Origin of the sequence: Flavonifractor sp. An4, assembly GCF_002161755.1 — a bacterium.
GTDB lineage: Bacteria > Bacillota > Clostridia > Oscillospirales > Oscillospiraceae > Flavonifractor > Flavonifractor avicola.
Genome location: NZ_NFIL01000017.1, coordinates 42,392 through 66,119 on the forward strand (window position 1 = coordinate 42,392; position 23,728 = coordinate 66,119).

Below are 23,728 nucleotides of genomic sequence, written 5' to 3' on the forward strand. Positions count from 1 at the left end.
TCACCTCAATTCAGCAAAAGATAGGCGCCCCAGGACAGGGTATAGAGAAGATAGATGTGGGCGGGGTAAAAGGCATAGAACAGCAGCTTGTGACCGCCGCCCCGCCGGCCATTATACCACAGCATCAACGGCGCCGCCAAGATGCCGTAGATCTCATAGTACTGGGTAAAGATCTGCCACCAGGCGAAGTCCGGCGCCATGGTGGAACCCATATAGACCATATAGACCACACCATAGAGGAAGTAGAAGATGGAGAAGGCCGCCACCTGCACGCCCCGACGCTTGCGGAACAGGTAGAGCACCACCCCCATCACCAGCACGGGCCAGCTGCTGTCCCCTGTTGTGCCCCACATGGGGAGGAAGGAGTAGCAGAGGAAACCCAGGGGCGACGAAAGGGACGGGGCCGCCGCCAGAAGCCCTACTACAAGAAAGGGCCAGGCCAGAGGGAGGATCACCGCCGCAAGGCCGGGCAGGATCTTTTTCTGCCCCAGCCAGTCCATGCCCTGCCAGACGATCATGAGGATCACAAAGGTGGTCATCATGCCGTTGGTGGGATAAAAGCCGTCCGGACGCACCAGGATCCCGCCGAAGGCCATGAAAAACAGCAGAATGGACATGGCGGTGGAGAGGAGATAGACCTTGGCGAAGTACTTTTTTCGGCTGTGAGTGTGGGTAAATCCCTCTACCAAACAGAAGAGGAACAGCGGTGCGCCCAGCCGCCCCACCATACTGAACCACTCTGGGATCCAGCCGGTAAAGCCGAAGAAGTAGTGGATGTGATCCATGACCATGGTCACCAGGGCGATCCACTTGAGGCCCGTCTCTGTAATACCCCCGGTTCTGGTCAATGTGCGTGTTGATTCCATAGCAGAAGTCTCCTTTTCAAGTGCTGCCGCCATGGTAACAGGCAATTCTAAGGAAAGTATCAGGGGAATCTCGAAATTTCAAGTTTTCTGATGTATGGAGCGTATGGCCCCCTCTCCAGTTTCCCCTGCCGTCTTTCTCTCACCCCGCCGTAAAAAAGGAGCCGCGCCCGCCTGCGCAGCTCCCTTGCTCAAGGAAAAAGCGTCCTTATGTCCGCAGGCGGAAGGTCTGCGGTGCGAATTGATAGACCAGGATGCTGGCAACGATGGAGTACACCACACAGAAAGCGATGCACGCCGCGCCGAACACCAGGATCGGCAGCCGGACATTGATCAGGGCATAGCACACCACATAGGTGAGAACCATCACAATGCGGTAGGTCCCACTCTTCATCTCCGTCCCGGCCGTGTAGGGCTGCAGCAGGTAGTAGACGGTCAGATAGTGGATGGAGAAGAATGCGCTCATAGCGAGGATCGTGACCAGCAGCACCACATAGTTGAGGGGATTGTCCGTCCCGCCGGATACATAAAGGATCAGCGCCAAGCCGCACCCGATCACCAGGGCCGGTACAGCGTTGATCTTCACGATCTCCCGCAGCCGGATCTGGAACAGCTTGAGGACGAACCCGGGCTGCTTGTAGAAAGAGTAGGTCAAAAGGCTGTGGTCGCAGTTCATAAACAGCGCCTGGGTAAAGCTGGTGCCCCGGTTGATCAGATACATGATAAAGGCGAAATACGGCAGCCACGTCATGACCATCTCATTGATGTCCGCCTTGGTACCAGGCTGCATCACCATGAGCAGCACAGCGCCGCAGCAGATGATCGTGCACACATAGGTGATGCGCAGGGCGGATTTCCAGAGGATCTTCCGATGCCGTTTGACAAACAGGTCGTTGAGGAACTCGAACCCCTTCTTCCGGCTGGTGATGGAAGTGTCCGCCGAGATATTCTTTTCGTTTGCCGTCTTGACCGCCGCTCTGGCCTTGTCCATCTGGCCGGGGATCTGGGAGAGCAGTTCCTGATTCATCTCCCGGTAGTAGCGGAAATTCACTACCCGCCGGAGGCTCAGAAGACCGGCCGGGATCCAGACCAGGAACAACACAGACGAGGCCCAGAACGGCAGAACAAATCCCACCGCGGGCGGCACATAGGCCAGGGCCAGCAGGAGCGCCGTCAGCAACCAGGCAATCTTCTGCAGGTTGTTCTCGTTTCGAACATAGCCGTGTTTCTCATAGTCCCGCAGGGAGTCGGCGGCTACCGCTACCTTCACACCGGCTATGCAGAACGGGACCAGCAGGCACAGCCACAGGGGAACGCCCCGGTCCATGCCAAACAAGATGGTGAATGGCAGAAATCCCACCACAACTTTCAACAGTGCGTAGCCGTAGTTGGCCAGGGTGTAGGACCGGGCATTCATCCGCAGGAGGATCATGGCGTAGTACTTGTCCCGGGTGGGGTTGAAGATGCTGGTGTTCATGTAAGAGCCGATCAGCGTCAGGAAAAACAGGATGTGCAGGAAACTGAGGCCCGCCGGCGCCCGCTCGTAGAGGAGCCCCACGCCGCAGACCATGGTGAGGAAGTACAGGATCTTCCCCAGAAAGATGGAAACGATCTCCCACAGCACCGAGAGGACGTTGGCGAAGATCTTCAGCCCACGCACCCGGTAGAGGGTCTCCGGCAGCAATCGTTTCAAAAGCGGGATCTGCTTGAGGGAGTGGAGGATGCCGTTGACCCGGTATGTATTTTTCAGGGCGAATGAGATACGCAGTGTTTTAAGCATAGTTCTCCTCTTTCAGCGCCGCGATGATCTTATCTTTGAACCCGTGGTCGTCCAGGTTGGACTTCTCCACCACTTCCAGTTCCCCATGGCTGAGCAAGACGATCTCATCACAGAGATCCAGGGCCAGGTCCAGGATGTGGGTGGAGAAAATAGTGATCCGCCCGTCCTTCAGGGACCGGAGCAGGTTCTTCATCTCCTCGGCCACCACCACGTCCAGGGATGTCAGAGGCTCGTCCAGAAGCAGGATATTCGGCTGGGCGATAATGTTAATCAGCATCTGCATCTTGTTCTTCATGCCGTGGGAGTAGTCCTTCAGGAGCTTGTCCCGGTCCTCTGGAGCGATGCTCATTTCCTCAAAATACGCGTCCAGAGGCCGGGGATTCCGGATGGAGTCGGTATTGATGTCCAAAAAGAACTTGAGAAACTCCCGGCCGGTGAGAAACTCCGGTACAGTGGGGGTGGAGAGAACATACCCGATGTCCTCCGCCGCAACCTCCCTGCGTACGCCGTTTTCCTCCAGATAAAAACTGCCGCTGTCCGCCTTGATGTCCCGGTTCAGGCAGTTGAAGAGCGTCGTCTTACCGGCGCCGTTTCGGCCCAGCAGGCCGTAGATCTTCCCCTCCTCAAAGGTAAAGTTGATATCCTTCAAAACCTCTTTCTGCTCAAAGTGCTTGGAGAGGTGCTCGATGATAAATTTCATGGGTTACTCCTCATTGTTGATTTTGTCCCAGCGGCGGCTCACTGGATGCGGAAACCGTTGGAGGTCTTCTGAAAGACGTAGTCCAGCATGGCGTCGTGGTCAGGAAACTCCACCGTCTCAAATCCATCCTCCGGATGGAAGGATACCACCTGCTCCGTCCAATTGATCCAGAGCAGCTGGGGTATCTGCGCATCAGGGTCATCATCCATACTTATTTTTCTCCTTGTCCTCTCTTGTTCCCAAAAATACTTGGCTTGGCGTATCCGTCTACATGGGCACGCTGCCCACCAGCCGCTCAATCTCCTGCTGAAGGCCGTCCCGCTCCTGCTCCGCCTGTTCCGTCATCTGCCGCAGGCGGTCCAGGACAGCACAGATCTGCGCCCGGGTGGACTCCACCTGTGCCTGGGCCTGATTGATCCGGTCCAGCACCGCCCAGTCGGCGAAGATGCCGTCAAAGATATAATCGGCCACCCGGAGGAAACCATCAATATTGACCTGGAAATCGGCGCTAATGGTCACGTCAGACAGCTCCGTTCGGAAGGCGCGCAGCTGCGACTGCAGGTACTCCACCGACGCCTGGGCATCATCCAACTGGCTGTGCTTGGCCAGGTCGGCAATCAGTCCGCCGCCCACCAGGTCCCAAGTGCCCCAGTTTTCCGCGCTGTTCAAGCTCTCCAGGATCTGATCGGCCGTCATCAATGCGGCATTGCCGGCAGCGGCCGCCTCCCGCAGTTCCCGCTCCTGGCTCTCCAGATAGGCAGAGCGCTCTTCCAAAGCGAGGATCTGCTCGGCCACAGCGCCGCCGGCGGCTTTCACCGCCTGGGTCTTCTCCCGGAGCAGCGCCGCATAGCGCTCCTCGCAGCCATCCAAGGCTTTCAGCTCCGCCTGGCACCTGCGAAGGTCCTCCTCCACGCCGGCCAGTTCCCGGGCCGCCGCGTCATACTGCACCCGGGCGGCATAGGCCTCCTGTCGTTCCTGCGTCAACTTTTCATCCATCTTCCCTACCACGTTGTAGAAGAAGGCGGCCAGGCTCCGGCCCTCCAGCCGGTTCACATCCGCCTGCTCCTCCTGCATGGCCTGTTTCAGTTCCTCTGCTCTTGCGGCGTAGGTATCCCGCTGGCGCAGCAGTTCCGCGGCCGAGGCCTCCAGTTTCCGTTTGCGGGCGCACTGGGCGAGCAGTTCCTGCAGCTGCTGGTCATAGTAGTTCATCCCTTATCGCTCCTTCCCTTTCCAAGGTACAGTTCCATTTTGCAAAAGAGGGCTTCACCCAACTGTGAAGCCCTCAGCCGCCGCATTGGATCGGGAGCCCACCCCTTCAGGTAGATCTCTTGAAGGTCACCTGGACGCCCAGGGCCTGGGCATAAGCGGGATTCTTTCGGAGGTTCTCCATCAGGCGGATCGCCAGGAGTCTCGTTTTTGGAGCCATCGCCGTCACCTCGCTGCTGAAACTTCACAGGAGCGTCTGCACTCTCTGCTTACTGATATTCTATCATCTCGCCCCTACAGCTGCCAGAATCAGATTGGCAAAATAAGATGCGCTATTTCCACTGCCGCGGCAAAATATCCGGTTCAATCCCGCTCCTGCGCCGCACGCCGGCGCTCATAGGCCTCATATTGCTCGGCGTTGATGGCCCCAGTGGCCAGCATCCGCTCCGACCACAGCTGCAGCGTCTCCACCGCGATGGAGATGCGCTCCAACTCCTCCCGGATGCGGATGAAGTCCTCCAGCTCGTCGTCGCTGATGACGCCGTCGGCGGTAATCTCGATCAGCCGGTCCTTGCGCCGGTTCATGGAGTTGAGAGAGGCCAGCATCTCCAGGACGATCTGGGAGAGGTCCTTGATCTTCACTTCCGGCACATACTCCTGCCCGATGGGGCACTGATTGGCGCAGTAGTAGTTGCACAGGTCCGGTTGCTTATACTTCTCCGCCATCGTCAGCACCTCGTCCGGGTGTGGCAGGGAACGCTCATTCTCGATCTTCTCAATGCGCTCCGGCGGGATCGTCTCCAGCAGTTCGCTGGCTGTCTCCCGAGTCAGGCGCAGGGCCTCTCGCGTGGTCTGGTAGATGTTCTTATTCTCTTTCGTGGATGCTCTCCCCATGGCTGGAACCTCACAATCCAAAATCTAAGTGCCATTATATGTGGTTCCGGCCGGAAAAGCAATTCCCACTTCTCACCTGCCTGTCAATCCAACTCGCTGAGCATTTTTCGGGCCCTGGCTACCCACGCCGTCACATGGTTTGCCGGTACACCGAACCGCTCCCCGATCTCTCGGTTGGTATATCCATCCATCAGCATCCGGATGGCCTGGAATCCCTTGGCTGTCACCCCGGTGGCCTCGGCTTCTGCCCGCTCAAGCCGCTGCAGAAGCGACATACAAGCCTCTCGCTGTTCTGGTATATCATCATCCAGCACCGTGCAGGGCAGTTCAGCAGGGTCAGTGGCCACCTCCCGCCCCCGCCGGGTGGCACGCTCCAACTCGGTATAGATCTCATTGCGGATCAGACGGTAGGCGTATGTGGAAAAGGCCACCGTGTGCCCCGGCTTATCTGTTTGGGCCGCCTTGCACAGCCCCAGGCACCCGATTTGGAACAGGTCGTCATAGCCGAACATGCTCCCCGCGCCCAGTGTATGGACGCAGTCCTGGATCACCTTGCCCACCAGTCCCATGTTCTCCTCAACCTTGATCCGCTGCTCCTTCGTAAGCGGCGACAGCATATCATGCACCTCCTGATACTTTTCTCAATTTGTTTTGCTGCTCCATCCGCTCCTGGAGCAGTTTCCTACTTTCATCAATAACCACCTGACAGTAATACTCGCCCAGATGCCCGATGTGGGCGTGGGCCATAGGCGCCTGCACGGTCATGGCCAGCCACTGGTAGGCGTCCCGCTTGCTCATGAGTCCAGACTGATACAGTTTGTTGAACTCCTGATGCGCGGCATACCGCAGCTTCCGCAGTCTCGGCCCGGCCAAGCTCCCCATGGGTTCCAAGGTCCCCGGGTGCGCCATCACAAAGGAATCGCAGGCCGGGTACCGGGAACAGACATAGGCCATCGCACCAGGCCGGTGCGTCCTGCATAGGCCTTCCGCACTGCGGAGCACCGCGGGACTGCCGCAGTGGCAGCGCAGCTGCCCATCGCCAGGCAGTACCCCTGCCCGGCTGCGTCTTGATTTCTTGCTCACCTTGTGTCCCTCCTTACCAGAAGATAACTTCCATATTCCCTACTCGCACCGGCATCGCCAAAACCGCCGAAACACAAAAAAAGGCCGGAAGCCCGCTGAAAAAGACAATGCAGAGCCAAGCGCTGGAATAGTGGTGTCGCATCCAGCCATTGACTCTGCACTGTATTTCAGCGGCCTTCCGGCCACATTCTTTTAAGACAAGATCTGCGCCTTGTGGGGCCGCGGGACAGCGGCTCCGTCACGATTTCCCACCCACTTCTGGCAGGTCTGACGCCAAGGCGCCCCGGCGTATCGAGAGCCTGTGCGCAGTATCTTGTTACAATGGAATTATAACAAAATACCGTGAAATAGTCAACAAAAATCCGCATTTTCGCGGTAATTTCATCAACTTTTCTGCCGATTTCAGTCTGGGAGATCCCATCTCAGTCTGGGGGCGTTTTTTCCTTTCAATACTGCTCGTCGTCCTCGTCCGCCCACTCGTCATAATCAGCCTCTTGGCGGCGCCGCTTGGCAAAGTGGAGCGCCACCAAGCCGCCGCCCCCGCAGGCAAGGCCGACCAGGAACACCACCAATGGAACGATGGGAATACCGCTGTTAGGCTCTGTGGCGGTATTCTGTTCCTGCGGCTGTTGCACCTCTTCTGATGACTGCTGGGTGTCTGGTGTCTGCTCTACGGATGGATCTGGGATAGGGACGGTGGAGTTGATGCAACTGAGCGTATAGGTGGTGCTCCCACCCAGATCCATGGTCAACACGCCTGTCTCGTCTACCACAATGGGGGCCGGAAAGACTCCGGCATCGGTGCGCAGTTCAAACTCCACGCCCGCCCAGCGCGTGCCTAGCTGAAGTACCAGCTGGTCCGGCTGCTGGGTGACCTTCGGCTCGGTGCCGTCCGTGTCTGCAAAAGCTGTAGTGCAAAGGCACATGGAAAGACACACAACCGTCAGGAGGGTCAACCGAAGCCGCTTTGGGATGGTCATGGCTCACTCCTCCCTTCTCAGCGAGTCGTGGACATATGGGTGATGACGCCCCAAATCCGGTTGTTTTCGTGGTTGATCCCGAGAATGCGCACGGTTGCCCTGGCGCCCCTGGGCGGGCGGCCGCGCTTGGGGTAGGTGCAGAGGCAGTCGATACCGCCGTCCAGGGAGACGAACACGCCGTTGAGATCCACCATACTCACGGTACCCACATAGCGGTTTCCCACCACATACTTCTTCAGCGCCTTCTCGTAGGGGTTCTCCATCGCCTGCTTCACCGAAGCGGTCACTCTGGGGTGGCTGCGGTCGCTGCGGTCCACCTCCAGCACCCGCACCAGCACGCGCTGGCCGGGCTGGTAGTGCTGCGCGGCGTCTACCCACCGCTGGTAGGACAGTTCCCTGAGAGGGATATAGCACTCCGCGCCGAACAGATCCACAAAGATGCCCGCCCGAATGACTGAGATAACCCGTGCCTCAGCGCGGATGCCCTCGTAGATCTGGTAGTTGCCGTCCCGGTCGGTGCGGAAGTAGTACTCTCTGCGCTTGAGCGCCATGGCCTCCAGCCGGCTGGCCGCCACCACGTTGTGCTCCTGGTCGACGCCCTTGACGATGTAATCCACCTCTGCGCCCAGTCGCTTATTGAGCAAGTAGTGGAGCACGTCCCCCTTGGGCTGACCGCGGTAGTCCGCTGGCTCCTCGATAGCCTCCAGCACCGGGATGATGACCTTGAAATCCCCGTGATAGATGACGGCATAGGACATCTCCGGGTTATCCGCCAGACGCTCCACGCCCTGGATTGTACCTGTGAGGATCTTCTTGCTCTTGAGGGACTCCACCAGATCAAGCAGGTCATTGCGCAGCCGGTCCGTATCCGTCTCTACCGTCCGCTCGGCGTCGATGGATACCACCCGCTGGCGGCGCCGGCCCGGCATGCGGAGTTTCTGGGGCTGCCCAGAATCAGATTGCTCCTCCTCCGGATGCTCTGCGGGCGCGTCCTCTCCCCCATCCTGCGCCTCTGTTGCCTTCTTACGGGAGGCGCGCCGGCGCCGGGAGGGGGCAGGCGGCTCGGCGTCTTCTTCAGCCGCGTCATCCCCCGCAGCCTGGGCCGAGTTATCATCAGCCAGTTCCATTTCCAACTCAGTTTGGGGACCGGACGCCGACTCGGCATCAAGGGCCTGGCCATCGCCGGGAGTTTCAGCCGATTCCAGGTCAGTATGGGAACCGGTATCCGAGTCGGCAGATTCCAAGTCAGTCTGGGGCGAAAATCCCTCCTCGCCAGGCTCGGACTGGCCATCCGGGTTCCATTCCGGGTCAGTCTGGGGAAAAGCAGCCTGGCCGCCGGTAAGCTCCACCAGCTCGTTCAGCATATCCCGATCCAGCCGGTCATCCCGGCATAGATATTCATACTCGATATTCTCCAAAATCAGTTCCCGATAGCTCTCTCGCTCCCGCATCCAGTCCCGTCCGGTCCGGTTAGCCCCTGCGGGGGTTTGGGGGCTTGATTGGATAGGATTTGATCCTTCCGTACTTGGTAGATCCGTATTTTGTTCTTCAGGATTTCTTTTCTCTTTATTTAATTGCGGCCGGTTTTCCAGACATGGGTTATCCATATCCGGGTTTTCCGTATCTGGACAAGCCGTATCCAGCTCGTCCTCGCACGGCTGGCCCGTGTCCGGGGGATGGGGCGTCTCGTAGATGACATACTCCACATCCACGATCTTGCCCTTGCTGTCCCGGAGCCGGTTGCGGACTATGTACCCGGCCCGTTCCAGCTCTTTCAGGGCGGAGCCGATGCTGTCTGTGCCCTCCTTGCAGATCTTCGCCAGCCCCCTGGTGGTGTAGTTCCAGTCCTCCGGCAAGGACAGCATCATGGAGAGCAGCCCTTTGGATTTGAGAGACAGGCCTGCGTTGCGTAGGTGGTGGTTGGACATCACCGTGTAGTCGCGGGTTTTCTCAATGCGAAATACCGCCATTGTATCACCTCCTTTCGGCGGTCAAAAAAGTGTTCGTTTTCGGGGAAAATACGGCCTCTATGCCGTCAAGATACCCCGGAGGGGAAAACTATGGGCGGTGACCTTCCGGCTGATTGTGGAAGAAGAAACATGGAATTTCCAACTCCTTTCAGGGCAACTTTGAACATGAAAAACGCCATAGGCTGTAAAACCTATGGCATAAGAAAATAGAAATTGTAAAAATCAAGACAATAAAGCAGCATCGCTCGTTGCTGTGTCTGGTAAACGATGGTATAATAAATTAAATAGGCCCTTATGAGATCTTTAAAAATATTTATCTATACATCAAAGTAACAAGGGAGAGTGCAAATCATCCCGTTGTCCCTCTGTTAACCTTAAGATTTAAGGAGGCATTATATGGCCAATATATTGCATTTTAGTGCGTCCACTAGCGTCAAAAATTTATTTGGTCGAGGACTAGTTACAGATCAAGTGGCTGCCATGTTTGAGTTGGTTAAAAATTCGTATGATGCCGATGCAACAGAAGTGGAGATTATTTTTTCTAACTTAAATACGGCTGATTCATCGATCATTATTTCTGACAATGGTACAGGCATGGATTTACATGATATTGAGCATCGTTGGATGGTTATTGGCACTGACAGTAAGAAAAATGTACTTTTATCACCCATTTTTAGAAGACCACTTAACGGTGACAAAGGTATAGGGCGTTTCTCTGTGGATCGATTAGGGTCATATTTGCATATGGAATCTCAAAAGCGGGATTCGTCTCAAAAATACTCTGTTGAATTTGATTGGTCTTTATTTGATGGAGCCGAAAAAAACATTGGAGAAATTAGTATTCCATACACGCGGCAAAAAAGCGATTATGCTGCTCATGGTGTTAGTCTTACTATTTCGGGATTACGGGACAATTGGGATGAAAGTAAGCTAAAAGAACTTTTTAGAAACTTGCGACAGTTTAAAAGCCCGTTTTCACAGGAAGATAATTTTAAGATTTATATCACTGCCTTAGAATTTGGATATAAACGGCGAGAAGTGACTGTTGAAAAATTAGAAGGGGTTAGTTCGCTTTGGATAAGTGCGGAAGTTCGAAATGACAATCCAGAAGTAATTTATATTGTTGTTAACAAAGATGGATTGGAGTACGAAACAACGCAGAGCAATCCGTATTCGTTTGGAAGCGTTAGAACCCAAATTTTTATGTTTAATCAAGGTGATAAAATTCGTTTTGCAAATCGGTATGGCTTGCGTGTACGTGAATATGGAAATATTCGCCTCTATCGAGATGACTTTCGCATATATCCATATGGTGAAACAGATAATGATTGGCTAAATCTTGACAGACGCCAAACACAGGGACTAATGCGTTTTTTTGGCACACGAGACCTTATTGGTTATGTGCAGATAAGTAAAGAGAATAATACCGAATTAAAGCCGCTAACCAATCGACAAGGTCTTGAAGAAAACGCAGCATTTTCCCAACTACGCCAATTTGTTGTAGATGTCTGTATTACAACTCTCGAATCATATTACTTCAACAAAATAAAAGTAGGAAAAAATGAAACAATCAGAAAGACTAAAGCAGAAATAGGCGGAGCAGTTGCAGGCCTTGACAAAATTGCTCTTGAAATCAAAGGAAGTAATCCAGAGGCTGCCAAACAGATAAAGAGTTTTGCATCTACAATAAAAAAGCAACAACAAAATCAACTTCAATATGTTCAAGACCAGCAAGAAATTGTAAAAGTATATTCAAGGATCGCCCAAAAAGAGACATTTTTGCATAAGCTAATTCACCAATCAATGATTCATGTTAATGATGCAAATGTTGCAATTACGAGTTACATATCTCGCAATAAGGCTCTTAAAGATATTGACAAGGAGCAACTAGTTGCCATTCAAGAATTAATTCAAGACGCATTGTCTCTTTTAAGAACAGTTAGAGATGATGTAGTAAAAAAAAGAACAAAATCTGTTCAGGATATTGCAAGTCTAGCCAAAAAATATATTCGTGAAAGTCAAGCTACATTTGAGGAAAACGGTATAAAAGTATCCATTACAGTTCGAGGAGATTTACACTATAACATTGACCCTGGGGACTTAAAGGCAATCTTAAATAATTTAACAAGCAACGCAGTAAAGTCACTTAAAAAGGTAGACGATCGTGAGCGAAAACTCAAGTTTGAGTTTTATAAAACAGAACGATATATTATTATCAGATGCATTGATAATGGAGTTGGTATACCCGAAGCCGATCGTGAAAGAATTTTTGATCCATTTCAAGGGACAACCGAAGGATTTGGCCTTGGGCTTACTATTATTGATGAAACTGCAAAGGAATATGGCGGAACTCTTGAACTAATTGAAACGCAAGTTGGAGCTTGCTTTTCTGTAAAATTGAGGTGTTAAAATGTTAGAGCGAAATATATTAATAGTCGATGATAACACCCGAATCAAATCTGTATACATTCCTGCATACTCAGCTGAAATAGACTCTTTAAAAAACCAATCTGAAAAATGGAAAGCATACAGTTTCCATTTGGAGCATTGCCCTTCAATGAAAGAGGCTATAGAATATTTATCTGATAAGCACAACCTCGTTGATGTTCTGGTTGTAGACTATGATTTTAATGGTGAAACGACATTTACAAATGGAACTGCTTTTGTAAGTTATGTTCGAGAAGAAATAAACCGCTATTGCCAAATTGTTTTCTATACAATGCAGGGAACAAGTAACATAGAAAAGTCGGAACTAATAGATCTAGTTAATTCTGACGTGTTTCAATTGGTTGATAAAAGTGAAGATCCTTCAAAAATGGCACAAATATTATTTCGAGCAGCCACTATGAGAAACCCTATAGTCGAGTCATTAGAGCAGTTTTTCAGAAAATATAGTTCTTTGCTTGAAACTTATCATTACAACATTGGTGGAAAATCTGAATCTTTTGACGAAATCATTAATCATATCCGTATGGACGACTCTGAAGGACGTGCATTTATTGAAAAAATGATGCAGAAAGCGATATTGTTAAATACAGATATTTAAGGGTGGTTTTATGGATGCAATTTTACTATGTATGAAAAAAAGAGGCATCCGCTTTTTTAGAAAAATTAATTTTCCAACTACCGATGTTACTCGATTTCATGCAAAAAGAAACTTTCTTGGCCTGCTCAAAACACGGATTAAAAATTTTGATAATATTCTAATTATGGCGCATGGGTCAAATGATTCTATACTTACAACAACTACTAATCCAAATCATAAATTTAGAGTATATATTTCTTCTGAAGATGCCTTTGCATTTAGAAATGATTTCGTATTTGCAGTCTCATGCCTAACTGCACTTGAATTTGGAAAGCAATGTATTGATCAAGGAGCTATTGCTTATCTTGGCTTTCAGGTAGAGTTAGGGTATTTGTTTTCCTCTTACCCCGGAGAACAGAGCAATGTTCCAAAACGAGTATCAACAGCTATTGATATAATAATTAAACATATTTTTATTGAGGAACTATCTCGAGCGTACGAAGAATTTTTAAGGAATCCAATTAATGTGCGCACTTTAAAAGAACGTTTTTCTTTCCTATTAGAAAAGCGTATCGCAGAACTTACGCTCTTTACCCCCGTAGAATTTTATGAGCACTATGGAGTCAAATTCAGCGAACGTGATTATAAAAATTTTGTTGTACAACTTACTCTTCAAGTATTATCATATTTAAACGAGATTTTGCCTCATTTGGTTTGCTTAGGCGATGAAAACTACTTGTCTGCTAGTTATATAACATACAGAATACATGATGGGGTTAGCCACCAAAAATTGTTAGAAGAGCTGGAAGTTTTGCCAGCATTTCTGCTTATGTCAAACGAAACATATAAGCAGCATTTACGGGATACTATTTCTAAAGGAGGAGGTGAATAAAACGGATGCCATCATCTACATCCCCATATACATATATAGATCTTTTTTCTGGATGCGGAGGCCTTGCACTAGGGTTTCACAATGCTGGTTGGAAAGCTCAATTTGCAGTCGAAAAGAACGAAGACGCATTTAGCACCTTAAAATATAATCTTATTGATCAAAAAAAGCATTTTATTTGGCCTAAGTGGTTACCTCAAAATGTTCACGATATTAATGAACTGCTTGCAGAATACCAATCACAGTTAGAAGAAATGTCCGGGAAAATACTTCTAGTAGCAGGGGGGCCCCCATGTCAGGGTTTTTCTTCCGCTGGCCGCAGAAACGAAAAAGATTTTAGAAATACTTTGGTTGATTCTTATCTTCAATTCATTGATCTAGTTAAACCAGATTCTCTGCTTTTTGAAAATGTAAAAGGATTTACTTTAGCATTTCAAGGAACTTCGGTTGAAAAACCAGGTAAAAAATATTCAGAATATATTCTTTCCGAACTGCGTCACCGAGGCTATCTGGTTGAAGCTAAAATGCTGGATTTTTCTCAGTTTGGTGTGCCACAACGAAGATGCCGTTTTATCCTATTTGCAAGCAAATCAATTAATCCGACTTTGTTTTTTGAAAGACTTTCTAATAATGTTAAACCCTTTCTTAGAAAAAAAGGGATCCCCCAAACAGTATGCATCAAAAGTGCCCTATCTGATTTAGAGCAATGCTACGGGCAAACAAATTGTCCTGACTCAAAAGGATTTATGTCTGGGGTATATGGTAGCCCAAGGACAAGCTACCAACGTTATTGCAGATGTGGCGCTCGCAAAGGACAAATTCCTGATAGCCATAGATTTGCAAGGCATAGACCAGATACTGTTAAACGATTTCAAGAGCTTTTAGATCTCAATATTCGGGATTGCAATATTTCTAAATTATTAAAAAAGGAATATGGTATAAAAAAGAATTGTTTTTCTGTTCTTAAATCTAGCATTCCTGCTCCTACATTAACATCGAATCCAGACGATCACATACATTATTGTGAACCACGGACACTTACTGTACGTGAATATGCGAGAATCCAAACCTTTCCGGACTGGTATTTATTTAAAGGCCCATATACTACAGGAGGTGATTCCAGGAAAACCGATGTACCACGTTATACACAGATAGGGAACGCAATACCACCGCTATTTGCAGAACAAGTAGGGGAAACTCTCCTTCAGCTAATTAAAGAAATGAAAGATGGCGAACAAGCTCAATAGATGACAACTTACATTCAATGTAGGTACGGTCAATTTTAGGTGTATTTGTATTTGAAGTAGAAACTATCAAAGTACATATACTTGAAATATATTTTTGTAGTTCTCTTCCTACAGATAATGCAAAAAAATCTGCATCGGCAATAATACACTCTGCATTTGAAATTAACATTGCCGCTGCATTGTAGAGTTTAAAATCGACATTCTCATTCCAGAAAACCATGTTGCTGGTATCGTGAGGAAGTCCTTTCCCAAATAAAAAGGTTGTGTTTGATGAATGGTTCAGCAGAATAGGATTAAATGTTTCCATAGTAATGAGCGAAGATATTTTTTGTTTGGTTTTTAGCCATATAAGTTTCTCGTAATATAAATTGTCGTTTAGGGAATTTGTTCTCATTTGATCGAGGATGGGTTCAAATGTTTGAGGAAATTTTTTCAGGTGCTTTCTGGATATTTGTTCAATTTTTATATCTCCCGACCGTATTGCATAAGAGCTATCTAAATAGACAAAAGGAAACCTTACTTGAGATTCCCATTGGCACACAGCCATCCCCTCCAAATAGAAATCATTTCGTTACGCTGAATATGCTAGTAAACTTATATGAATCATACATCACTCACATGTGTAGTGTCTCCACATTAGGTTTCTTATATCCTGATAGTTGAATCAAAACCACCGGCTTAGCCGGTGGTTTGAGTAAGCCCTATAAGGGCATTATACTAGCAAAGCCCCTTAAGGGGCCACGAATGGGTCTGCCAACTGCATCCCTTTCTCGTGGCAGGCCCCTCAAGGGGCCTCTTTTTTTATGCCTTGGTATTCTTGCTACCCGTGAACGGGTCCACAAACTCTTTGAGGCTCAGTTGGTCTGCAATCTGATCCTGTTGCAGCTGATTTTTGATGTACTCCTCAATGCGCTTTTTGTTTTTACCTACCGTATCCACGAAATAGCCTCGTGCCCAGAAATGCCGATTTCCGTACTTGTACTTCAAATTTGCATGTCTGTCGAAAATCATCAGGCTGCTTTTCCCTTTCAAGTACCCCATCACATACGCGATGCTATACTTGGGCAAAAAACTTATCAGCATGTGGATGTGGTCAGGACACGCTTCCGCTTCGATGATCTCAATTCCTTTCTGTTCGCACAACTGCCTTAATATCTGACCTATATCCTTTTTGATTTGTCCGTACACTACCATTCTCCGGTACTTTGGCGCAAACACCACATGATATTGACATCTCCACGTTGTGTGACTTAAACTATCTACGTCTTTGTTATTCCTCATTTCAAAGACAACCTCCCTGTTTTTTGAATGTGGTTGGCAAACCCACATCCTATTTTACAGGGAGGTCCTCTTTTTTCTATGGCTAAAGCCGTTTTTATTCCACCAGCTGAGCTGGTGGTTTTTTTGCGCTTAAGCACTCAAATAAAGACCGCCACAGACTAACAGCCTGTGGCGGCTCCACATCTCTATTCATTGTCGTCGTCCAACCCCTCCGCCTTCAGCCAATCCTCAAAGGACTTCCTGGAGATGCGGATCATATTGCCGATGCGGATCGTCTTGAAAAATCCGGAGTTGGCGAGTTTATAGGCCGAAGCGCGGCCGATACCGAGAATGGCTGCGATGTCATTCACGGTGTATGTCCTGCTTTGGGGCGTCCCTTTTTCGTTGGTGCTCATAAAATGATCCTCCCTGCTAATAGCATTTTGAAATGGCCCCTGGAAGCCCTCTGTCACAAGGGGTTCCTGCTAATGCCTTGCTAATACGACATTTGAAAAGCCGTTGTAAGGCAGCATATTTCAGGGGAATTTGTGCAAATTGACCTGCCTCCTGGCAGTACAATTTGCGAAGAAACAACACGGGAAGATATGATATGAACAATTTACGAAATGGTACGCCGTACTCCTAATTGGTGGCCCTCCGATCCGTTTTTTGTATCTATGACGTTATTTAGTTGTCGTTATTCTGCGTCTCCGCTGGTTCTGGAACATACTCCACAATATCCTCTAATCTACAATGTAAAGTATCGCAAATATTTCCTAGAACATTCATTGTAACAGGCAGATTTTTACCCATTTTCGCCATGGCTGCATTGGAAATCCCGGCTTTCTGTCTCAGATCTCCGCGTTTCATATTTTTGTTGATCAAAAGAATCCATAGCCGATTGTAGGACCAACCCACACCAATCACTCCTTACACGATCCATTTTAATTGTAGAGCCAAGTCATGTCAATAAAGAGATATATTCTCTTAAATTAAGAGATATTTTCTTTAATCGAGCGTTTTTCACTTGACAACAGATTTTCCTGTGCTATGATAGATATGTAAAATAAAACAGCGGCAGCGTGGAGGAGTTGCGACCTCCTCCACGCCTGCGCAGGTGAATGAGCCACCTACACAACGGACTGCGTCCGCACCGCAGGGATAGTATACCCTTTTTGCCTGGGAAAGGCAAGAGACCCTGGGGTAAAGATGCCGCCCACTCCCGATCCTTTTGGGAACACCGTGTAGGCCCGCCCTGCTCGGTGTTTTATTTTCCCAATACAGGGCCAACGGCCCTCAAGAAAGGATCTATACTTATGAAAGAAAACCATTTTGCCATCCACAACGACCCCAATGGTCATGAACTCTGGCGTTCCATCTCCGGCAACTTCCAGCGTTTCCCCGAGATCATCAATGAGTTTGTGGACGATGCCCTCTCCAACTTCCGGGCCACCAAGCCGGACCAGCGCCGAGTGGAGATCCGACTGCGTCAGTGGGAGGAATTTGTGGATGTCTCGGTGGTAGACACAGGCACGGGCATCCGGGACATCCACGCCGCCCTCACCCTGGGCAACCGCTCCGGCGGCGAGACGAACCTGAACGAGCACGGCATGGGCCTCAAGCACGCCCTGGCCAGCGCCTGTGAGGACGGCAGCTGGAGCATCCAGAGCCGTACGCCGGAGGACAATACCCAAGACCGCCATCTGGTGGTGCGGGGGCCCTACCGCCTAGGGGATGACCCCATGACCGGCTATTATCTGCCGGGCCGTGGCGTGCTCCTGGGTCCTACTGGCACCGCCGTTTCCTTTACTTGCACCCATGACTTCTTTGCCACCCTCCGCCCCGCCGGAGACCGGACGGACAAGCCCTTTGAGGTCCTGGTGGACATTCTTCTGGAGGAACTGGGTTATACTTATGCCCCCATCCTGGGGAATGGAGAGATGGAGATGGCTGTGGTGGTTGGGGACCATGTTTATCCCGTGGAGCCTATTTTCCCAACCTGGGACCCGAACTGTTTCAAAGAAACTCCCCCCACCGTGCTGGATCTAGGCGGCGGGCCGGTGACGGTGAACTGCTGCTGGGGACTGATTCGGGCGGACAAGGATAACCACATTTACTACCGGGGCAACATGGAGTCCAGCGGAGTGGAGATCCGGTGTAATGGACGAGTAATGGAACGTGGTCTGGATAAACGCATTTGGATTAAACAGCCCCATCCCAGCCGCAACCACTTCCTGGCTGTGGTGGAGCTGACTGCGGAGGAGCCCGGGGCTTTCCCCCCTACCAGGCCCACCAAGACCGGCTTTCGGGATGGGGACCCCCGACTGGAGAAACTCTTTGCCTGGCTCCGGGCCAATGTGGCCCCCGCCTCCCCCCAGGAGAGCGTAGAGAAGCGGCTGACCCGGGCCCTGGAGAAGCGAAAGCGGGCGGAGCCCGATGTGATGCGGACGGCTTTGGAGGAGAACACCTACTGCTCCCTCAACCTGAAAGTGAAGATGGATCTGTTCGTCAGCCGCGGGGATCAGACAGAGGTGTACGAATCCAAGAAGGGGCCCAGCAAGGCCCTGGATCTGTACCAGCTTCGGATGTACTGGGACGGCTGTGCCGTGGATGGCCGCCCGTTGAGCCGGGGCATCTTGGTGGCAAGGAACCACCCCCGAGAGGTGCAGAACCTGGTAAGTGCCCTGAATGACAGCTATCGGGATCCCACCGGCCAGCCCTATCACCTGTCTCTGCTCACCTGGGAAGAGGTTGGTATCGATCCTAAGGCAGTGTAATAAGCAATGTGATACCAAACACAAGGATAGCAATAGCAGATCCACGACAAATTATAATGCGTGGGATCGGAATATTTCGGTCCCACGCATTTCTTGCTTCTCTGGCAGGAGGTGTCGTAATCACCTCAAGAAAGGTATTGAGTTGAATATAACGAGATTGGGAAAGGAGCAAACACATGGGCACGTATTTGGATTACTTTGGGGATCCAACGATTCCGGAAGAGAAACGGGAAGAATTCACCCAGCGGGTCCTGACGATTCTGGATCAGGGCGGAATGCTGGACCTGGAGGATGTCCGTCTGTTCGGCAAACGGGTCTGGCTGCTGAAGCCGCCGCAGGCTCTGCCGGGGAAAGATACCATCCCATTCTGCTACAACTACTTTGAACAGGATAGCTGGGAGAGTGCAGGCTATGATCCCGCCACCTGCAGATTCCATACCAACAAAGTGGGCTGGCGCCAGTTCAACCTGGTCTGCTCCGCCGTCTATGTACTCTATGAGTTTTACACGGATACGTTCGGCATTGCAAATGAGGACGACCATGTTTACGACGCCCGGAAGATCATCGGCTGGCTGAACTATCTGTTTGGGAGCCGCTATGATAACCGCCGGGTCTGTGATCCCTGGCGCATCTACCAGCTGCTGCCCGACTACCGGCGGGATGATGACCTGTTGGCTCTGCTGCCTGTCGGTACCGCCGTCGACCCGCTGGGAATGCTCATTTACCTGACGGTCACCCGTGCAGAGCACGAGGCGGAATGGAAGCAGCTGATACAGTCCTCTTCCAGTGAACCGGATACCGTTAGTATTTTGGACTGCATGATCGGTGCCGAAAAGGCGCTGAACGAGGCGGTTTCAGCATCTGAGAATCCGGATGCAGAACTGCTGGAGCAGCTGATCGCCGCCCTGAACGCCGGAGACTCGTCGTGCTTTCCGGAACATGCGCGGCCCCAACGGTGCTTTACTGGTATGGCCACCCTGCTTCCGGTAGAGCTCACGGCAAAGCTGCTTGCCGATGCCTTTGACCAGGATTTTTGGGCCATGCTGGAGAAACTGCGTCCCTCCGCTCGGAATGCGCGCTCCTTCTGGAATCTGGTCTGCCAGCCGGCAAAACCGGTTGTCCCGGTGGATACCTCTCTGTTCCTGCGCTGCTCGGATGACGACCGGGCTTGGTGGTGGCGGCCGGACGGAAATGTCCGCTTTTCCGAGGAGATGAATGCCTGGCTGGCCCAGTGCCGGTCTTCGTTGGAGACCCTGGCCCGGGAAGAGGCAGCGATGCATGGCACCGAGCTGCTGGAGCTGCTCATCGGGACGCTGGACGATATTCAGAAACGGTATCGCTCTCTCTTCGCGTTCCGGGAGATGTTTTACGATTTTATGGCCCATGGTGAGTCACCTATGGTGCAGGCCGCAGTTCGGTTCCTGAAGCAGATGGCAGAACAGGAAGAAGATTGCACTGTGTTCCTACGGCGGTATCTGGCGCTCCTGGGCAATCTGCCGCTGCGTAAGAAGGTATTTGGGTTCTGAGAGACCCGGTCACATATGGCAATACCAGCCAGAGTGCGGGGAAATTGCCCCTTGTTGAAGCCATCGAACGCACCCATATGGCTTGCTCTTGGTTCAATGTCCAACTTGGACATTGCCTGTTCCGGGATTTCTTCCGTCTTGCAGCATACATACTGATGTCCAACGAATGATGTTGCGTGCCGTCACCAAATCGTAAGAAGTCTGTGGTATCCTACTGGTAACACCACATGGGAGGGATTTCTATGGCGATTCTGGTTACCAAAGATCTGTGTAAGACATACAGCAGCGGAGACAATGCCGTCCACGCGCTGAACCACGTCTCCCTGACGGTAGAAGAGGGTGAGTTTGTCTCCATTGTAGGTACTTCCGGCAGCGGAAAGTCCACCCTTTTGAATCTGGTGGGTGGGCTGGACAAGCCCACCTCTGGTGAAGTGTGGGTGCGGGGGCACGACTTGGGGAAACTCAATGATGAGCAGCTCACCATCTTTCGCCGGAGAAACATCGGCTTTGTCTTTCAGAACTTCAATCTTATCCCCATGCTCAATGTGTATGAGAATATCACCTTCACCTTGGAGGCAGATGGGCTGCAGCCTGACAAGGAGTTTTTGGACGGGATCATCCACGCCCTTGGACTGGAGGAGAAACGCTATGCCATGCCAGACCAGCTCTCTGGCGGACAGCGGCAGCGGGTGGCCATCGCCCGGGCCTTAGCCACCAAGCCTGCTCTGATCCTGGCCGATGAGCCCACCGGAAACTTGGACAGCAAAACCGGACTGGAGGTGGCCCTGCTGCTCCAGAACTCGGTGCGGAAATTTGGGCAGGCCCTCATCATGATTACCCACAACGAGGAACTGGCCCAGCTGGCCGACCGCATCCTCCACATTGAGGACGGACGCATCCTGGGAAAGGAGGGGGACCATGTTCCGCATTCGTAACCGCCGCCTCTTCTGGCGCCTGGCCGGACGAAGCATCAGGGCCAGCCTGAGCCGACACCTGCTCACAGCCCTGGCCGTCTTTCTCTCCACTGTGATGCTCTTCTCCATCTTTACCATCGGCGTCAACTACTTCCGCAATTTGCAGACCATGATGGACCGGCTGGACGGGGTGACCGACGCCATCCTGTACGCCCCGACTCAGGAGCAGTATGAGCAGGTCAAAGCCACCCCCGGGGTGGAGGCGGCAGGCATCCGGATGTCGCTGGGCAGTGAGACGATTCCAGGTGCGCTTGGCTTCGAGATTCCCTTACAGCACTGGTACTACGACGAGGCGGCCTGGGAGTACCAAATCCTGCCCATGCTCTCCGATGTGGTGGGAACCTACCCCCAGGACACGCTGGAGGTCATGATGTCCATTGACACCCTCAAACGGTTGGGCATTGATGAACCGGAGGTGGGTATGACCATCCACTTGACCCGAGATCACCAACTAACCGGCTGGTTTACCGACTACACATCGGAGGACCGGGTGCTTCGCTCGGAGTCCGGGGCTTGGGAGTTCTATTCGGACTTCTGGGGCTGGGAAAGCTGCCAGCTGGGGGTGTGCTGGTCTGAGGAAAAGACCTGGGAGACCTTGCAGCAGATTCCACTCACAGACGCGCAGCGTTGGGTTTCCACGCCCCAGCGCTCTGTCGTCTCTCAGAAGCAGATCCTTGGTCTGCTGGGATTTACAGCACTGCTTATTCTGGTGGGCAGCTGCCTGTTTGTCAGCAACATTCTGTCCCTCGCCGTCCAGCATGACATCCGGTTTTACGGTATGCTGAAGACCCTGGGGACCAGCCCCCGGCAGCTACGCACCCTGGTGCGGGCAAAGGCTATACTGGCGGCCCTGGCCGGTCTGGTACCCGGCCTGCTGGCGGCCATGCTGCTCTGCCTGGAGGTGGTACCCCGAGCACTGGAGACATTGACCAACGACAATATGTCCGCCATGCCCCGGACGGTGAACTTTTATCCCATTATCTTCCTGGGTACCATTCTGTTTGTGGCGCTGACGGTGGCCCTGAGCAGCTGGAAACCGGCCCGGCTGGCGGGAAAAATCTCCCCCATGCAGGCCCTGTCCTACACTGGGCTGCCGGGAGGACACCGCGGGAAAACAGGGCGGCGGACCGGACTGCGTTCCATGGCCCTGCACAACGTGTTCCGGCAGAAAAAGCAGGCTCTCCGGGTCTTTGCCTCCCTCACCCTGGGGGCGGTACTCATTCTGGCGGTAAACAGTGTGTTCCACCTGGATATGCCGGAGTATGATACAAATGGCTATGACATTACCATATATAGCAGGGGGAATCCCATCTCAGTGGAAGACGGAGATTCCACTTTTACGCAGGACATGAACCACTCCGCCATGGAGGCCATTACCCAACTGGACGGAATCCAGGAGATGGAGATTACCCGGGTGTCCGAGCTGTATATGCAGAGTGACCCGACGGTCCTTTGGCCCTACGCCAAGCAGTTTGCCCGGTGGACAGGTAAAGACGACCCGGTTGCTGTGGAAGAGAAAATGGAGGCATATCAGGCCAGCGCGGGCAAATTTGAGGGCGCAGAGGCGGTGACGCTGGAGCTTTCTGTCCTGGAGGAGTATAATCAGACTGCGGAGCAGCCGGTGGATTTGGATGCCTTTGCCGCTGGGGACATTCTGCTGGTCAGCGATTGCACCGGAGAAGTGGAACCGCCGGAGGATTTTTCGGTCACGATCGGTCAGAACCTGTCCATCCGCAGTCGGGACGGACAGGTGCATTCGTTTACCATCGGCGGCGTGGAGCGTGGAGACATTTACCTGGAAATTTCTCCGGGCGGTACCGGCCATGTGCCGGGGGTGTTGGTCAGCCAGGCAGGCATGGATCGGATCAATCCGGATGCAGATATCCAGTATATATGCATCAATGCCGAGGAGGGCCAGTTGATGGCTTTGGACCAGGCTATTCAGGAGATTCTGGCTGTGGCCCCCGGTCACGTGGAGTATGTCAGCGCCGCCCAGGCCCAGGCCGACTACGCCCACAACCAGCAGACCGTGGCCCTGGTGGGCAACGGCGTGTGCATCCTGATGGTGCTGATGGGGCTTATGAACTATGTGAATGTGATGGCCACCTCGGTGCAGACCCGCCGCCGGGAGCTGGCCATGATGGAGAGTCTGGGCATGACCCGCCGGCAGCTGCGGGCCATGGTCATGTGGGAGGGCAGCATCTACGCCGTTTTGTCCTCCGTCCTGTTCCTGGCGGGCTGCGGCATCCTGTGGGCCGCCTTTTCCGACACACACATCGACACAGGGGTCCTGGCCTTCTCCTTTGTGTGGCCGCCTAGGCTGGTGGCGGGGCTGGTATTGGCCCTGCTGGTGCTGTGTCCCTGTATTTCCGCCCTGGCCTACCGGGTATCGTCCCGGGAACCGGTGATTCAGCGCCTGCGGGAGACCGGCTGACCTGTTTTTTAGTCCAATGGTATGAAGTCAAGTAGGTGATGCAAGAAAATTTCAAATGGGAATGAGTAAAAAGGACCATGTAGGCAGGAAAAAGACAACGCCAATCCAAGCCCTGTCCCT

Annotated in this window: 22 protein-coding genes and 1 pseudogene; 8 read left to right on the forward strand and 15 right to left on the reverse strand. The window is 51.9% G+C overall.

Going from position 1 to position 23,728, the window contains the following annotated elements; translation table 11 throughout:
• Nucleotides 1–5: 5 nt before the first annotated feature.
• The 11 genes and pseudogenes from B5F94_RS08990 to B5F94_RS16700 all read right to left on the reverse strand — a co-directional run.
• A complete protein-coding gene (locus B5F94_RS08990; protein ID WP_087329545.1) occupies nucleotides 6–866 on the reverse strand; it encodes a TraX family protein in 861 nt (286 codons plus the stop codon).
• A gap of 205 nt (nucleotides 867–1,071) precedes the next feature.
• Complete coding sequence (locus B5F94_RS08995; protein WP_087329548.1) at nucleotides 1,072–2,643, reverse strand: hypothetical protein; 1,572 nt, start codon at nucleotides 2,641–2,643, stop codon at nucleotides 1,072–1,074.
• Nucleotides 2,636–3,343, reverse strand: a complete 708-nt coding sequence (locus tag B5F94_RS09000) for an ABC transporter ATP-binding protein (protein ID WP_087329550.1) — start codon at nucleotides 3,341–3,343, stop codon at nucleotides 2,636–2,638. The genes B5F94_RS08995 and B5F94_RS09000 overlap by 8 nt, the downstream gene beginning before the upstream one ends.
• Nucleotides 3,344–3,381: 38 nt before the next feature.
• Nucleotides 3,382–3,552, reverse strand: a complete 171-nt coding sequence (locus tag B5F94_RS16450) for a hypothetical protein (protein WP_158100269.1) — start codon at nucleotides 3,550–3,552, stop codon at nucleotides 3,382–3,384.
• A gap of 58 nt (nucleotides 3,553–3,610) precedes the next feature.
• The gene (locus B5F94_RS09005; protein ID WP_087329552.1) at nucleotides 3,611–4,552 is read right to left on the reverse strand and encodes a hypothetical protein; all 942 of its coding nucleotides are present in this window, start codon (nucleotides 4,550–4,552) and stop codon (nucleotides 3,611–3,613) included.
• Between the two features lie 360 nt (nucleotides 4,553–4,912).
• Nucleotides 4,913–5,443: an XRE family transcriptional regulator gene (locus B5F94_RS09010; protein WP_087329556.1), complete on the reverse strand. Its 531-nt coding sequence runs from the start codon at nucleotides 5,441–5,443 to the stop codon at nucleotides 4,913–4,915.
• A gap of 83 nt (nucleotides 5,444–5,526) precedes the next feature.
• A complete protein-coding gene (locus B5F94_RS09015) occupies nucleotides 5,527–6,060 on the reverse strand; it encodes a sigma-70 family RNA polymerase sigma factor (protein ID WP_087329558.1) in 534 nt (177 codons plus the stop codon).
• 1 nt (nucleotide 6,061) lies between these two features.
• A complete protein-coding gene (locus B5F94_RS09020; protein ID WP_158100270.1) occupies nucleotides 6,062–6,526 on the reverse strand; it encodes a zinc-finger-containing protein in 465 nt (154 codons plus the stop codon).
• Nucleotides 6,527–6,972: 446 nt separating this feature from the next.
• Complete coding sequence (locus B5F94_RS09025; protein ID WP_087329562.1) at nucleotides 6,973–7,506, reverse strand: hypothetical protein; 534 nt, start codon at nucleotides 7,504–7,506, stop codon at nucleotides 6,973–6,975.
• A 17-nt stretch (nucleotides 7,507–7,523) separates the two neighbouring features.
• A complete protein-coding gene (locus B5F94_RS17115) occupies nucleotides 7,524–8,870 on the reverse strand; it encodes a S1 RNA-binding domain-containing protein (protein ID WP_087329589.1) in 1,347 nt (448 codons plus the stop codon).
• Nucleotides 8,847–9,476, reverse strand: a pseudogene (locus B5F94_RS16700) (helix-turn-helix domain-containing protein); the annotation flags it as partial. The gene B5F94_RS17115 and the pseudogene B5F94_RS16700, both read right to left, overlap by 24 nt.
• A 396-nt stretch (nucleotides 9,477–9,872) precedes the next feature.
• Between B5F94_RS16700 and B5F94_RS09035 the strand changes: the two are divergent.
• The 4 genes from B5F94_RS09035 to B5F94_RS09045 are packed head-to-tail and all read left to right on the forward strand — an operon-like array spanning nucleotide 9,873 to nucleotide 14,637.
• Nucleotides 9,873–11,885: a sensor histidine kinase gene (locus tag B5F94_RS09035; protein ID WP_087329564.1), complete on the forward strand. Its 2,013-nt coding sequence runs from the start codon at nucleotides 9,873–9,875 to the stop codon at nucleotides 11,883–11,885.
• A gap of 1 nt (nucleotide 11,886) precedes the next feature.
• The gene (locus B5F94_RS09040; protein ID WP_087329566.1) at nucleotides 11,887–12,522 is read left to right on the forward strand and encodes a hypothetical protein; all 636 of its coding nucleotides are present in this window, start codon (nucleotides 11,887–11,889) and stop codon (nucleotides 12,520–12,522) included.
• A gap of 10 nt (nucleotides 12,523–12,532) precedes the next feature.
• Entirely contained in the window at nucleotides 12,533–13,393 is an 861-nt protein-coding gene (locus B5F94_RS16210; RefSeq protein WP_143383269.1) for a hypothetical protein, read from the forward strand.
• 5 nt (nucleotides 13,394–13,398) lie between these two features.
• A complete protein-coding gene (locus tag B5F94_RS09045; protein WP_087329568.1) occupies nucleotides 13,399–14,637 on the forward strand; it encodes a DNA cytosine methyltransferase in 1,239 nt (412 codons plus the stop codon).
• Here B5F94_RS09045 and B5F94_RS16215 read toward each other — a convergent pair.
• The 4 genes from B5F94_RS16215 to B5F94_RS09060 form a co-directional block, all read right to left on the reverse strand.
• Nucleotides 14,603–15,178 (reverse strand): hypothetical protein, encoded by a 576-nt coding sequence (locus B5F94_RS16215; protein WP_143383270.1) that lies wholly within the window; start codon nucleotides 15,176–15,178, stop codon nucleotides 14,603–14,605. The genes B5F94_RS09045 and B5F94_RS16215 overlap by 35 nt on opposite strands.
• Nucleotides 15,179–15,438: 260 nt before the next feature.
• Nucleotides 15,439–15,918: an IS200/IS605 family transposase gene (gene tnpA / locus B5F94_RS09050; protein WP_087329570.1), complete on the reverse strand. Its 480-nt coding sequence runs from the start codon at nucleotides 15,916–15,918 to the stop codon at nucleotides 15,439–15,441.
• A 185-nt stretch (nucleotides 15,919–16,103) separates the two neighbouring features.
• Entirely contained in the window at nucleotides 16,104–16,313 is a 210-nt protein-coding gene (locus B5F94_RS09055; RefSeq protein WP_087329572.1) for a helix-turn-helix domain-containing protein, read from the reverse strand.
• A gap of 271 nt (nucleotides 16,314–16,584) precedes the next feature.
• A complete protein-coding gene (locus B5F94_RS09060; protein WP_087329574.1) occupies nucleotides 16,585–16,815 on the reverse strand; it encodes a helix-turn-helix domain-containing protein in 231 nt (76 codons plus the stop codon).
• A 398-nt stretch (nucleotides 16,816–17,213) separates the two neighbouring features.
• Between B5F94_RS09060 and B5F94_RS09065 the strand changes: the two genes are divergently transcribed.
• The 4 genes from B5F94_RS09065 to B5F94_RS09080 all read left to right on the forward strand — a co-directional run bounded on the left by B5F94_RS09065 (nucleotide 17,214) and on the right by B5F94_RS09080 (nucleotide 23,608).
• Nucleotides 17,214–18,674 (forward strand): ATP-binding protein, encoded by a 1,461-nt coding sequence (locus tag B5F94_RS09065; protein ID WP_087329576.1) that lies wholly within the window; start codon nucleotides 17,214–17,216, stop codon nucleotides 18,672–18,674.
• 176 nt (nucleotides 18,675–18,850) lie between these two features.
• Nucleotides 18,851–20,200 (forward strand): hypothetical protein, encoded by a 1,350-nt coding sequence (locus tag B5F94_RS09070; protein WP_087329578.1) that lies wholly within the window; start codon nucleotides 18,851–18,853, stop codon nucleotides 20,198–20,200.
• Between the two features lie 242 nt (nucleotides 20,201–20,442).
• On the forward strand, nucleotides 20,443–21,135 hold the full coding sequence (locus B5F94_RS09075) for an ABC transporter ATP-binding protein (RefSeq protein WP_087329581.1): 693 nt from the start codon (nucleotides 20,443–20,445) through the stop codon (nucleotides 21,133–21,135).
• Nucleotides 21,119–23,608 (forward strand): ABC transporter permease, encoded by a 2,490-nt coding sequence (locus B5F94_RS09080; protein ID WP_087329583.1) that lies wholly within the window; start codon nucleotides 21,119–21,121, stop codon nucleotides 23,606–23,608. Before B5F94_RS09075 ends, B5F94_RS09080 begins: the two co-directional genes overlap by 17 nt.
• Nucleotides 23,609–23,728: the final 120 nt, after the last annotated feature.